A 13,162-nucleotide genomic window follows, 5' to 3' on the forward strand; every position below is an offset into this window, starting at 1 on the left:
GGAACTTACGAAACCGTTCACGCCGATCTCGTGGCCCGCGGCCACGGTCTGGGCCAGTTTCAGCGCCAGATTGGTGTTGCGGTAGCCATCCTTGTCCCGGTTCTGGTTGACATAGCCCGGGTTGCCGTTGGCATAGGCGGAAATGCCGTCACTCTCGGTCTGCCCCGCTTGCAGGCTGAAGCGGGTATTCCCGATCTCGCCGCCGTAGCCGCCGCTCAGGTTCCGCGTGTTGAAGCTGCCGAAACCGGCGGAGAAGTTCGCCCTGGGCGCGCCTTGACCGCTTTTGGTGAAAATCTGGATCACCCCGCCTATGGCATCGGAGCCATACAAATGGCTGGCCGGGCCGCGCAGGATTTCGATGCGCTCGATCTGGTCGGGGGGAATGTTTTCCAGTGCCGTCGCCCCGGTGGTGGCGGAGCCGAGGCGCATGCCGTCCACCAGCACCAGGGTGTGGCCGGCGTTGGCACCGCGCAGGTAAACCGAAGTGGTGGTGCCGGGGCCACCGTTACTGGAAATTTCCACGCCGGGCTGGGTTTGCAGCAATTCCGCCAGACTGGACTGGCCGGCCTGGCGAATCTGTTCCGCGGTCATTACCGTGACGTCGCCCAGCGAAGCGCGAAGGGTTTGGGGAGTGCGTGTGGCGGTCACCACCACGTCGTCGAGGCGATAGGCAGGAATTTCCTCGGCGGATGCCGCGGGCGCCAGAATGGCTAGAGAGATCAAGCTGAGCTTAAAAGGGGATTTCATTATGTTTTCCATCGTTCGGCAGCGACCCCGCATACCGTGGTTTGAGAACAATGGAAACACCGCGAGAATGGCGAAAAAAGCCATTTTGGCTTAACCGCAACCCCGCGGCATTTCCGTATCAGTTCCAGGCCGGTCTCCGGGCTCGTGAAAAAACGCACCGCCTTCCCATGGCTTAAGCCACAGTGGCATGGTTGATGCGTTCGCGCTCACTTACCGTTGCGGGGGCAGCACAGGCTTTGCCCATTGCTGGGCTCACCTGTTTCCCGTTTAACCTGTCCGCCGGAAGGCGGAACAGGCACCTAAAACCATAGGTTTCAGTGCAGGCTCATATTTGCCGAAGGCCAATGTGATGCCGGAACTAAAACTCAGGCGGACATTCTACCAAAAGCACTTCCGCCCGTCTTGAATTTCTCTATAGCCTTGCGGAAGAGGGTTGGGGGCTATCCATTCAACCCAGATTGTTCATTAGGCTCAATTTAACGTCATTTTTCCAGCATCCGTTCGCCCTGAGCCTGTCGAAGGGCTTACTCACAGTGCATGTGGTTCGACAAGCTCACCACGAACGGCCTAATGAACAATCTGGGTTCAATGATGCGCACCATTGCGCCAATTCATTCGCCGGCAAAACCTCTACTTTTTCAGCAATCGGATAGCCTGTTTCAACCGGGGCAACGACATACGCTTGTTCGAGCTGCAAATCCTTCATCGCGGACCAAAAACCTTTTGACAAAGAGGGCGCGCTGGAAAGTTTGATCTCAAATCCTATTCTTCTCTCACCACGTTCCGCCACGACATCCATTTCCGCACCGGTCGCGGTACGATAAAAAGATAACTGCCACTGCGGTGACAATAACTGCGCAATCTGCTCCAACACCCATCCTTCCCACGATGGCCCAACGACGGGATGTCCGGCGAGTTCATCCAGGCTGCGAATTCCGAGTAGCGCGTGCAGCAACCCGCTGTCGCGCAGATAGATTTTCGGAGATTTCACCAAACGCTTGCCTAAATTGACATGCAGTGGGGGCAACCGCCTGACCATATAGGTCGCCTCAAGAATTTCCAGATAATGCTGCACGGTCGGTGCCGAAACCCCGAAACCGGAGGCAAGTCGCGATGCATTCCACATCTGCCCATGCAGATGAGCAAGCATCCGCCAGAAGCGATGCAACGTCGGGCCGGGAATCCGGATGCCGAAAGCGGGTATATCACGTTCCAAATGCGTGAGTATGAAAGACTCGCGCCACGCGAGAGAGGTCTCATCCGACTCGGCCAACCAGCTTAACGGATACCCGCCACGCAGCCAGAAATCGGCCAGCCCGGCATGTCCTGGCTTAATTTCGCTGACATCGAAAGGCGCCAACTCATGAAAAGAAATTCGACCTGCCAAGGATTCTGAAGTCTGCCTTAACAACTGCGGCGAAGCCGAACCCAACAACAGAAATCGTCCAGGGCGACGGTTTTCATCGATCAACGCGCGCAAAACGGGAAACAAGTCAGGCTGCCGTTGAATCTCATCAAGCACAACAAGTTGATCCACGTGGCGAGACAAAAACAATTCCGGATCAGCCAACTTGGCCAGATCAGAAGGCCTCTCGAGATCCAGATACAGGCTATTTACATGGCTTGATCCGACAGAATGCGCCAGCGTGGTTTTACCTGCCTGTCGAGGCCCCAAAAGAGCGACGGCAGGGAATTGAACCAACGCTTTTTCAATATTCGGAAGAATTCTGCGGCTTATCATTGCTGCATATTAAAAGGCTATCTTTCTAAATGCAATATTTATTCGACGCGGGCATCACCGAATACCTTGGATTCGAAGATGAAGGAAAGTCGAAAAACTTGTCCCCAATCCTCATCCAATGGGAATTTCCCCTGAATTTTGCTATTGTTCGCCCATGTTGAAGGACGCCATCGACCTATCCACCCTGAGCCGCGTGCTAGTCATCAAGCTGCGCCACCACGGCGACGTGCTGCTCACCTCGCCGGTTTTCAGCGTGCTGAAGAACCACGCGCCGCACCTGGAAATCGACGCGCTGGTTTATCAGGACACCGCGGAGATGCTGAGCCTCCACCCCGCCATCAGCCAGCTACACACCATCGACCGGAAATGGAAATCCGCCGGCATCCTGGCCCAGGCCAAAGCCGAGTGGCAACTACTGTCGGCACTAAGGGCAAGGCACTATGACTTGGTCATTCATTTAACCGAGCATAACCGCGGAGCCTGGCTCAAACGTCTAACCAACGCGAAATACGGCGTAGCGAAGCGACAGCCCGGCAAAGGCCGCGCATGGGAAAACACCTTCAGCCATTTCTTTTCCTCGGTTCGCCGCGGAAATTCCCGCCATACCGTGGAAACCCACCTCGACGCCCTGCGCCGCATCGGCATCTACCCCAGTGCAGGAGAACGCGGGCTGACTCTGAAGCCGGGTGGCGAAGCTGAAAACTTCATAGAAGGACTGCTCGCTGAACATCAGTTGAAGGGAAAAGATTTCATCCACCTTCACCCCACCTCGCGCTGGTTGTTCAAATGCTGGCCGGCGGAACAGATGGCGGCCCTGATTGCGTCCTTGCAGGCACAGGGACATCGCATCGTCATCACCGCCGCACCGGCAACGGAGGAGCTGGCGATGGCCAAAAGCATCCTGGCCGGCTTGCCGCAACCCGTCGTGGACTTATCCGGCCGACTTTCCCTGAAACAATTGGCGGCGCTGACTGCACGCGCCAGGTTGTTCATCGGCGTGGATTCCGCCCCGATGCATATCGCCGCCGCCATGGGAACGCCGACTGTCGCGCTGTTCGGCCCAAGCGGGGAGATCGAATGGGGGCCCTGGCAGGTGCCGAACCGCATCCTCACATCCGCCCACGCCTGCCGCCCTTGCGGCAACGACGGCTGCGGCGGCGGCAAAATGAGCGAATGCCTGTCCGCGATTTCTGTCGGCCAAGTGCTCGACGCCATCCACGAGGTGATGGGTGATGAGTGATGCGCAACGGGAAAGCGATCCTCATCACCCATCACCCATCACCCATCGCCAGCCCTTGCGCATCGCACTGATCCGCCAGCGCTACACCGATTTCGGCGGCGCCGAGCGCTTCGTGGCCAACGCGGTGGAAGCGCTGCGCCAAGAGGGGGCACAGCTCACCTTAGTCACCCGCCAATGGAAGCCGGACGGCAACGGCCAACCCCTGATCTGCAATCCTTTTTATCTGGGCAGCGTCTGGCGCGACTGGGGCTTCGCGCGCTGCGTCTGCAACACGCTCAAGAAACATTCCTTCGACCTGGTGCAATCGCATGAACGCATCGCCTGTTGCGATGTGTACCGCGCCGGCGACGGGGTGCACCGCGAGTGGCTAAAACAGCGCCGCCGGTCGATGGGCTTCCTCGGCAGGCTTGGCATCGCGCTCAACCCTTACCACCACTACACCATGGCCGCGGAACGCAGGTTGTTCGCCAGCCCCGGACTCAAGGCGGTGATCTGCAACTCGCGCATGGTGAAAGAGGAAATCCGGTACCATTTCGGCGTGCCCGAAGACAAGCTGCACGTGATTTACAGCGGCGTGGACACTGCGGCATACCATCCCGGGCTAAGCGCGTTGCACCGGGAAAGCGTCCGCACGCGATACGCTATTCCCCAGGAAGCACCGCTATTCCTGTTTGTCGGATCCGGTTTCGAGCGCAAGGGGGTCGAAACGCTGCTTGCCGCTTTCGCCAAGCTACCGGACACGCCCTATCTCATGGTGGTCGGCAAAGACAAACATCAAGATCGATTTCAGCGCCTTGCCATCCGCTTGGCCGTCCAGGATCGCGTCCGCTTCACCGGCGGCCAGACCGACGCCAAACCTTTCTACGGCGCGGCCGACGCATTTGTCCTGCCGACACGCTACGACCCCTTCCCCAATGCCGCGCTGGAAGCTTTTGCCAGCGGCCTGCCGGTCATCACCAGCACCAAGTCCGGTGCAGCGGAATTAATCGAAAACGGCAAAAATGGCTACGTCTGCGAGGCACTCGATGAAGCCTGCCTTGCCCAATCCATGAGGGCAGTATTGGGACCTGGACTGGCAGATCGGCAGGCGGCCGCCCGCGCAACCGTCGAAGCCCTGGATGTCCGGGCCACCACCCCGCAGCTGCTTCAGCTTTACCTTCGGCTTGCTGTATAATCCACTGTTTTTTAAGCCCCGTTCGAACCTCACGCCCACCCCATGAGCAGTAAGCAACTCTATTTGCGCCTGTTGCGCTACATCCTGCCCTACTGGCGAGTATTCACACTTTCCATTCTGAGCACCATCGCGGTCGCTGCCACTGAACCCGCACTGCCGGCGCTACTGAAGCCCATGCTGGACGGCAGCTTCGTCAGTCGCGACCAGACGCTCATCAAGCTGGTTCCCCTGTTGCTAGTCGGTCTGTTTCTGCTGCGCGGGATATTCACCTTTATCAGCAACTACACCGTCAACTGGGTATCGACCCGGCTGGTGATGGATTTGCGCAACCTGATGTTCCACAAGCTCATCACCCTGCCCACCCCGTATTACGACAACGCCTCCTCCGGATCGGTCATCGCCAATGTCGCCTTCAATGTGAACCAGGTTACCGCCGCCGGCACCAACGTAATCACCGTGCTGGTGCGGGATTCCTTCACCATCCTGGGGTTGCTGGGATGGATGCTCTATATCAACTGGAAGCTGACCTTGATTGCCCTCGTCATGGGCCCGCTCATCGCCCTGACTGTCCGTCTATTCAGTGGCAGACTGAGAAAGATGAGCCGTAGCCTGCAAAACTCCATGGGGGACATCACGCACGTGCTGGATGAGACCCTGGACGGACACAAAGTCGTCAAGATTTTCGGCGGCCAGGACTATGAAGGACGACGCTTCCACGAGGCCGCCAATCGCAACCGCCTGTTCAGCATGAAATACACTATCGCCGCAGGTGCCAACGTCCCCCTGGTCCAACTGCTTGCCGCCATTGCACTGGCGCTCATCGTCTACATCGCCACCCTGCAATCCAGTGCCAACCAGACCACGGTGGGTGGGTTCGTATCCTTCATCACCGCCATGCTGATGCTGCTCGCTCCGATCAAACGCCTCACCGGCGTCAGCGAATCCCTGCAAAGGGGCTTGGCAGCTGCGGAAATCGTATTTGACCTGCTCGACCGCGAATCCGAACCGGACAATGGCACCCAGGAAATCGCGCGGGCCAAGGGCGCACTCGAACTCCAGAACATTTGTCTGCGTTATGAGGAAAACACCGCCTGGGTGCTCAAGGACATCTCGCTCAAAATCGCGCCGGGCGAAACGGTTGCCCTGGTAGGCCAGTCCGGCAGCGGCAAGACCTCCCTGGTCAACCTGATACCCCGGTTTTACCACCCGACCAGTGGGCAGATTTTGCTGGATGGCTACGACATCGAAACCATTCGCCTCGCCAATCTGAGAGACAATATCGCCTTTGTCAGCCAGGACGTAGTGCTATTCAACGACACCATCGCCGCCAACATCGCTTATGGTCGCCAAGCGAAGGCGAGTGAAGCGGATATCATTGCCGCCGCTGAAGCAGCCCATGCCATGGAATTCATCCGGGAAATGCCGGAAGGACTACAAACTTGGGTTGGCGAAAATGGCGTCAAGCTCTCAGGGGGACAACGCCAGCGCATCGCGATCGCCCGGGCAATTCTCAAGAACGCGCCGATCCTGATTCTGGACGAGGCCACGTCCGCCCTCGACACCCAATCCGAACGCCATGTGCAAGCTGCTCTGGAAAACCTGATGCAGAACCGCACCACCATCGTCATCGCACACCGCCTGTCCACCATCGAAAAAGCCGACCGCATCGTCGTCATGCAAAAGGGGAGCATCGTTGAAATCGGCCCGCACCGCGAACTGCTGGACATGAACGGCGTCTACGCCAACCTCTATCGCATCCAGTTCGCCCTGGACAGCACACGGCCTTCTCCGGACATTTGACCATGCGTATCGTACACACCGAGGCCTCGCGCGGCTGGGGCGGCCAGGAAATCCGCATCCTTACCGAGGCGGCGGGCATGATGCAGCGCGGACACCACGTCACCCTGCTCTGTCCGGCCGAAGCAAAGATTCATGCCGAGGCCGAGGCCCGTGGCATCGCCGTGACCGCGCTGCCGATCGGCCGGAAAAACCTGCGCGGCCTGCTCGCCATGCGCCGCTGGCTGAAGGCCAACGCGGTGGACGTGATCAACACGCACAGCTCGACGGATACCTGGCTGGTTGCGCTGGCCTCTCTGTTCCTGAAAAACCCGGCACCGCTGGTGCGCACCCGCCACATCTCGGCGCCCATTCCCGACAATGCCCCGACGCGCTGGCTTTACCGCCGGGCCACGCGGCATATCGTCACCACCGGCGAACGGCTGCGCCATCAGCTGATCCAGCGCAACGGCTACCCGCCGCAGCAAATCACCTCCGTTCCCACCGGCGTAGACACCGCCCGCTTCGCACCGGGCGACAGAGCCCAGGCGCGGGATAACCTCGGGCTGGCGCCGGCAGGCATTATCGTCGGCATCGTCGCCACCCTGCGCAGCTGGAAAGGGCACCGCTACCTGATCGAAGCCTTCTCCCGCCTGCCCAACCGCAACGCCCGCCTGCTGATCGTCGGCGACGGGCCGCAACATGCCGCGCTGCAGAAGCAAGTCGCCGCCCTCGGCCTCGGCGAGCGCGTCGTCATGCCCGGCAACCAGCGCGACGTGCTGCCCTGGCTGCAGGCAATGGACATTTTCGCGCTCCCCTCCTACGCCAACGAAGGCGTGCCCCAGTCCATCCTGCAGGCGATGCTGTGCGGACTGCCGGTCGTCACCACGCCGGTGGGCAGCATCCTCGAAGCGGTGCAAGACGAGCAGAACGGGCTGATCGTCGAGCCGAAAAACGCCGCGGCGCTGCAGCAGGCCATCGAACGCCTGCTGCTGGAGCCGGAGCTGCGCCGCACGCTGGGCGAGCGCGCCCGCGCGCACGGACTGGAAAAATTCGGCATCCAGGCCATGCTGGACAAAATGGAGGCTATCTTCCGAGACGCGGCTCGCGATGTCTAGCCGGCTTCCCGCCCGCCTGCTGGTGCTGGCCCTGGCGGCCTGGAACAGCTTGGCCGCGCCGGGGCGGCGCCAGCCGCCCGATGCACCGCGCCGTATCCTCATCGCCCACCACCTGCTGCTGGGCGACACCCTGATGCTGACGCCGCTGCTGGCAAAACTGCGGGCACGTTACCCTGCAGCGGAAATTATCATGGCCACTCCCAAGGCGATTGCCCCGCTCTACCGGAACCACCCCTACGGCGTCATCGCCCTACCCTACGACCCGCGCGACGGTACCACCCTCAGGGCCTTGCTCAAAGCGGGCGGGTTCGACCTCGCCATCGTCCCCGGCGACAACCGCTACAGCTGGCTGGCACGGGCCGCCGGCGCGCGCTGGATTATCGCTTTTTCCGGCGACCGCCCGGCCTACAAAAACTGGCCGGTTGACCGTTTCGTTCCGTATCCCGACCAACCCGCTGCCTGGGGCGATATGGTTTCCGGGCTGATAGACGGCTCGCCACCGGCACCCTACAAACCTGAAGATTGGCCAGCGCCGGACTTCCGCCCTTTCGCTTTACCACCGCAGCCATATTGCATCCTGCACGTAGGGGCAAGCACTGTGCTCAAGCTGTGGAGTCCGGAAAAGTGGCGCGCTCTGGCCGAGTTCCTGACAAAATGTGGGCTCCAAATTGTCTGGAGCGGCGGCCCAGGCGAACAAAGCGTCGTCGATAAAATCGATCCGGACAAAAAGCATCTTTCGTTTGCCGGCCAGCTTGACTTGGCTCAACTATGGCACCTGTTGGCCCACGCCAGACTGCTGGTCTGTCCTGACACGGGCGCGGCCCACCTCGGCCGCATCGTCGGAATCCCAACGGTGACGCTGTTTGGGCCGGGTTCGCCAGTCCTCTGCGGCGCAGGCGAGTTCTGGAGAAATAGTCCATACCGTGCCGTCACGGTTGATAATTTCCCATGCCGGGATCAACGCGTAATTTTCAAACGAACCATCGGCTGGGTGAGGCGGTGCGGTCGCGGCCAGCGTGAATGTGTCAATGTCGGAGCGTGCATGGACGGCATTCAGGTGGCTGACGTACGCCGGGCCATCGAAGAACTGGGAATACGCGACGAGTAGATGAATAAGGTCTGCTACCAAATCAACCTGCAGCAAGGCTTCGGTGGAAAAAGAAGCTCTAGGCCTCAACATCGTCGAGGCTGAACATTGCGGCACTCCAGTGCTTGCGATACACTCACCGCCTTTCACGGAAACCGTGACGGAAGGAGAAACCGGGTTGTTTTACACCGACCCCAGACAAGACCAGGGCAAGGATTTTGCGCGGCTGCTGGACGAGCTGACCGCAGGCCGCCCGCGGCCTAAGACCGAGCCCGTCAGCCTGCGCCCGGCCAAATTCTCCTTTCTCGAATTCAAACAGCGCGTTGCCTCGGCGATGGAATTTGCCTCCCGAGCCGCGCATGCGCACAGAATCGAATGCAGCAAACCATGAGTACCACCAACCCCCGCGTCCTGATCAGCTACTTCTTCGACAAGGAAACCATTCCATTAGGCGCCTCCTGCGCGGCGGGTTTCCGAGAACTGGGCTGGGACGTGTACTGCTTCAACAGCCAGGCAGAAAGCCCGGTGGATCGCTATTTCCTGAAATGGGTCAACAAACTCATCCGGCTGTTCGGCTTGCGCTCGGTAGACATCTCCCGCCACACCCCATGGGGCAACCATAATTACCGCCAACTGCAACTGGAAAAGGCCGTTGCCGCGTTCCGTCCCAACCTGCTGCTGGTGATCCGCGGCAACAGTTTCGACGCCGAAGTGATCCAACGCCTGAAAAGCCGCTACAGCATCCGGCACACGGTCGGCTGGTGGGTAAAGGATCCGCGCGCCACCAATGAGATGCTTGAAGACTCACGAATCTACGACCACTACTTCTGCATCCACCACTTCGGCTACGGCGAGAGGGACAACATCCACTACCTGCCTGCGTTGGGGGTGGACAGAGCCTTGTACCGCCCACTTTCCCAGGAGAAAAACTACCGCCACGAGGTGGTGTTCGTTGGCGGCTGGAGCCCGCGACGCCAGGAAGCAATGGAAAAACTGCTCGACCTGCCGGTGGAAATCTACGGCCCGGGTTGGCTCAAGCGGCGCAACCGGTTCAATCCGCAGTTGCGGGAAAAAGTGAAGGCAAGCCGCATCTGGGGCGAAGACCTGATCGCCCTTTACAACGAGACCAAAATCGTGCTCAATATCTCTTCCTGGGATCCTGGTCTCACCGGCCTCAACCTGAGGGTATTCGACGTGCCCGCCACCGGAGCATTCCTGCTCACCGACCATTCCGAGGAACTGGCACAACACTTCGAACTCGGGCGAGAATTGGAAACCTTTTCGAGTCCCGATGAACTGCGAGAAAAAATTCTCTACTATCTCAGCCACGATCAGGAGCGGGAAAAACTCGCTCACGCCAGCTACCAGAAGGTACTGGGCTTCGAAAGCTACACCGACAAGATGCGCAACCTGTTAATGCGGCTTGAAACATGAACTCACTGTGCAGTTACCGCGCAATCAAAATCAATATACCAAATAAGACGGCGAGATAATCTTGGTTCAGGACACTACCTTACTTAAAAAAATTTGTACCCCCCTGAAATGGGAACTGCCAAAAACGTCCGTTGGATCCGGTTTGGCGTGCGCGGCGTTCCTGCTGCTAGCCGTCTACATCTGGATTCTTCCGATCGACCATACCACGGCGCTGCGCAATCTCATGTTTTTTTCCCTGATTTTCCTGACCATGTGGGCGGCCTGGAAACGTGAACTCAGACCTCGCTTTCCGGTTGCCTGGGCGTGGGGGCTTTATGGCGTAGTCGCTGTACTCTCCCTTTTCTATGCCATTGATCCCGGCTATTCGCTGTTTGAAATCAAGACAGAACTGATCTACGGAATTTTGGTCTTCATCTTGGGCGCGACCTGGATACGCAACGAAATCTCATTCAGCCGGCTAATGGTGTTGCTTGTGCTAGGCAACGCATTCCTGGTGGGCTATGCAATCTTCCAGGGGGTAGTGCTCTTTAGGGATATGCCGCCCGCCCCCCGCGGCTCTCTCAATAGCGGCTTCGGCACCTTCAGCACTTATCTGGTGACAGTCATTCCCTTCGTAGTCGCTTACGCCTTCCTGCACTTCCGGAACCACTCGTTTCGTTGGTTCTTGGCCATCCTATTAGTAGCGAACCTTGTGGCACTCTACTACACCATCAGTCGGGCCGCCGTGCTTGCCCTCATAATCGAGATCGCAATTGCCGCCGTCGTGGTGGCTTCGTACTATGCCAGCCGCTTATCTCGGCGGCGCCAGCTGATGCTGGGCGGGTTGTTAGTCCTTGCCATCTTGAGTCTCGCGACACTGTTCAATATTCAAATGGCACGACGCACGCCGGCACACCTTCAAAATGCACCGGCTGCAGAGGCCCCTCAAGACGTTCGTATCACCCTTTTATGGCCAGCGGCCATCGAAAACATTCGCACCTCCCCTTGGTCAGGAGGAGGATTCGGCCGAAACGCATACAAGTTACGCAATCCTGATGTTGCAAAAACAAGCACGTTACACTGGCATGCGCACAACGTATTTCTGAACAAGGGTGTCCAAATGGGGCTGCCTGGAATAATTGCTTTCACGCTCCTGCTCGCCACTCTTGCGTGGACAATCAAGCCCACTCGCCAACTCATGGACAGCCAACCTGCCCTGGCGGTTTATTCCGGCGCGGGCATCGCCATGATTGGAGGCATCATCGCAAAGAATCTTACCGACGACTATTTCATCCGGGACAACGCACTGATGTTCTGGTTGCTAACTGGGGCACTGGCAGGGGTCATAAGCAACTGGAATGAAACCAGGCAAAATAGTGGCACCTGACGTTTGGTGACTGTCGTTCCGGCAAGTGCGATTTCTGGCAATAACAGCACCTTTTTTCTGTGCCATTTGTATTTTGTGGTTTAGTAACAATCGAGCTTGGGATGAGTGCAAATTGGAATTTAGAGGCCCTTAGGTAAACGCCGATTAAATCCGTTCGCCCTGAGCCCGTCGAAGGGTATTCTATGTAAATCATAATGTTAGAAACGGCTTCGACAAGCCCGAACGGAACGAATAAATCAGCACTTCCTTAGTACAATCTATGCCTAATGACATGAAAATCCTCGTCATCCGCCGTGACAACATCGGCGACCTGGTCTGCAACACGCCGTTGATTCATGCCCTGCGCCAGCATTTTCCCAAAGCCACTATTTGCGCGCTAGTGAACAGCTACAACGCACCAGTGCTCGCCAATAACCCGGATATCGATGCGGTGTTTGCCTACACCAAGGCCAAACACCGACCACCCGGGACCAGCATCGCAAAAGTTTACTGGGATCGGCTGCGGCTCTTCGCGCAACTCAGACGAATGCACTTCGACTATGCAATCCTTGCGGCGCCGCGATTCCAGCCTCGCCTCCTGCGGTTGGCGCACTTCGCAGGTGCTCGGCGCGTCGTCGGCTTCATCGAACCTGACACACCCAGTACAGCCCACATCGACATCGGCGTACCTTACGGGCCAATCCACCCACCCCATGAAGTGGAAGATGTGTTCAGGCTGCTGTCGCCGCTCGGCATCACCGGGCAACCGCCGCCGACTCAAGTGCACCCCCAGGCAAACGAGCTCGCTCGCGCAAAGGAAGCACTGCACCGCGCTATTCCGCTTCAACCACCGCTACTTATCGGCGTGCACATCAGCGCCCGAAAACCCAGCCAGCGCTGGCCGACACAAAACTTTGCCGCACTCATAAAGCGTCTGCATAAAGAACATAACGCCGGCTTCATGCTTTTCTGGTCACCTGGGGACACCAGCAACCCGCTGCATCCTGGGGACGACGCCAAAGCACGCGAAATTATCGTCGCGACAAAGGGAATACCCTTATTGGCTTACCCTACTCAAGAATTGGGGCAACTGATTGCGGGGCTATCTTTGTGCGATATGGTTATCTGCAGCGATGGCGGAGCCATGCACCTGGCAGCCGGTTTAGGCAAGCCCATTCTGTGTTTTTTTGGAAAATCGGATGCAACCCGCTGGCATCCCTGGGGAGTGCCTCACCGAATACGTCAGCCCACGAGTCAGAATGTCAGCGATATCAGCGTAGAAGATGCGATGACAGATTTTGCCCATTTGTTGGGCGATGTCTTATTACAAGCGCCAGAGTTATAAAAATCTGGGGCCGTGACCTAGCCATTCACTTAACGTTTTGATAAAGTGTACATAATTGCTTACAATACTATAATGAGTCAATGACTTATGAGGGCGTTTTTTGCAGCAAAAATTTCCTGCGCTTCCAGCTACGCAGGCACTATACCCCTCACCAA

At 58.2% G+C, this 13,162-nt stretch carries 11 protein-coding genes and 1 riboswitch; of the genes, 9 read left to right on the forward strand and 2 right to left on the reverse strand.

Features of this window, described 5'->3' with window-relative positions; translation table 11 throughout:
• Together VMV64_RS15855 and VMV64_RS15860 are read right to left on the reverse strand one after the other, a co-directional pair.
• On the reverse strand, positions 1–747 hold a 747-nt coding region (locus VMV64_RS15855), incomplete at its 3' end, for a TonB-dependent receptor (RefSeq protein ID WP_325332079.1).
• A gap of 110 nt (positions 748–857) precedes the next feature.
• Positions 858–1,065: riboswitch (cobalamin riboswitch) on the reverse strand.
• A gap of 235 nt (positions 1,066–1,300) precedes the next feature.
• The gene (locus VMV64_RS15860) at positions 1,301–2,488 is read right to left on the reverse strand and encodes an ATP-binding protein (protein ID WP_325332081.1); all 1,188 of its coding nucleotides are present in this window, start codon (positions 2,486–2,488) and stop codon (positions 1,301–1,303) included.
• A gap of 154 nt (positions 2,489–2,642) precedes the next feature.
• On the opposite strand from VMV64_RS15860, the gene rfaQ reads away from it, so the two are divergent.
• The 9 genes from rfaQ to VMV64_RS15905 all read left to right on the forward strand — a co-directional run bounded on the left by rfaQ (position 2,643) and on the right by VMV64_RS15905 (position 13,007).
• Positions 2,643–3,728 carry a putative lipopolysaccharide heptosyltransferase III gene (gene rfaQ / locus VMV64_RS15865; protein ID WP_325332083.1) on the forward strand — a complete coding sequence of 362 codons (1,086 nt, stop codon included), beginning with the start codon at positions 2,643–2,645 and terminating at the stop codon, positions 3,726–3,728.
• Positions 3,721–4,902: a glycosyltransferase family 4 protein gene (locus VMV64_RS15870; RefSeq protein WP_325332085.1), complete on the forward strand. Its 1,182-nt coding sequence runs from the start codon at positions 3,721–3,723 to the stop codon at positions 4,900–4,902. Before rfaQ ends, VMV64_RS15870 begins: the two co-directional genes overlap by 8 nt.
• A 42-nt stretch (positions 4,903–4,944) precedes the next feature.
• Entirely contained in the window at positions 4,945–6,702 is a 1,758-nt protein-coding gene (msbA, locus tag VMV64_RS15875; RefSeq protein WP_325332087.1) for a lipid A export permease/ATP-binding protein MsbA, read from the forward strand.
• Between the two features lie 2 nt (positions 6,703–6,704).
• A complete protein-coding gene (locus VMV64_RS15880; RefSeq protein ID WP_325332089.1) occupies positions 6,705–7,796 on the forward strand; it encodes a glycosyltransferase family 4 protein in 1,092 nt (363 codons plus the stop codon).
• Entirely contained in the window at positions 7,789–8,904 is a 1,116-nt protein-coding gene (locus VMV64_RS15885; protein WP_325332091.1) for a glycosyltransferase family 9 protein, read from the forward strand. Before VMV64_RS15880 ends, VMV64_RS15885 begins: the two co-directional genes overlap by 8 nt.
• A 43-nt stretch (positions 8,905–8,947) precedes the next feature.
• Entirely contained in the window at positions 8,948–9,274 is a 327-nt protein-coding gene (locus VMV64_RS15890; RefSeq protein WP_325332093.1) for a glycosyltransferase, read from the forward strand.
• The gene (locus VMV64_RS15895; protein WP_325332095.1) at positions 9,271–10,317 is read left to right on the forward strand and encodes a CgeB family protein; all 1,047 of its coding nucleotides are present in this window, start codon (positions 9,271–9,273) and stop codon (positions 10,315–10,317) included. The genes VMV64_RS15890 and VMV64_RS15895 overlap by 4 nt, the downstream gene beginning before the upstream one ends.
• 61 nt (positions 10,318–10,378) lie before the next feature.
• Positions 10,379–11,683 (forward strand): O-antigen ligase family protein, encoded by a 1,305-nt coding sequence (locus VMV64_RS15900; RefSeq protein WP_325332097.1) that lies wholly within the window; start codon positions 10,379–10,381, stop codon positions 11,681–11,683.
• A gap of 271 nt (positions 11,684–11,954) precedes the next feature.
• Positions 11,955–13,007 (forward strand): glycosyltransferase family 9 protein, encoded by a 1,053-nt coding sequence (locus VMV64_RS15905; RefSeq protein WP_325332099.1) that lies wholly within the window; start codon positions 11,955–11,957, stop codon positions 13,005–13,007.
• Positions 13,008–13,162 lie beyond the last annotated feature (155 nt).

The organism is Sulfuricella sp. (genome assembly GCF_035531155.1).
Classification (GTDB): Bacteria; Pseudomonadota; Gammaproteobacteria; order Burkholderiales; family Sulfuricellaceae; genus Sulfuricella.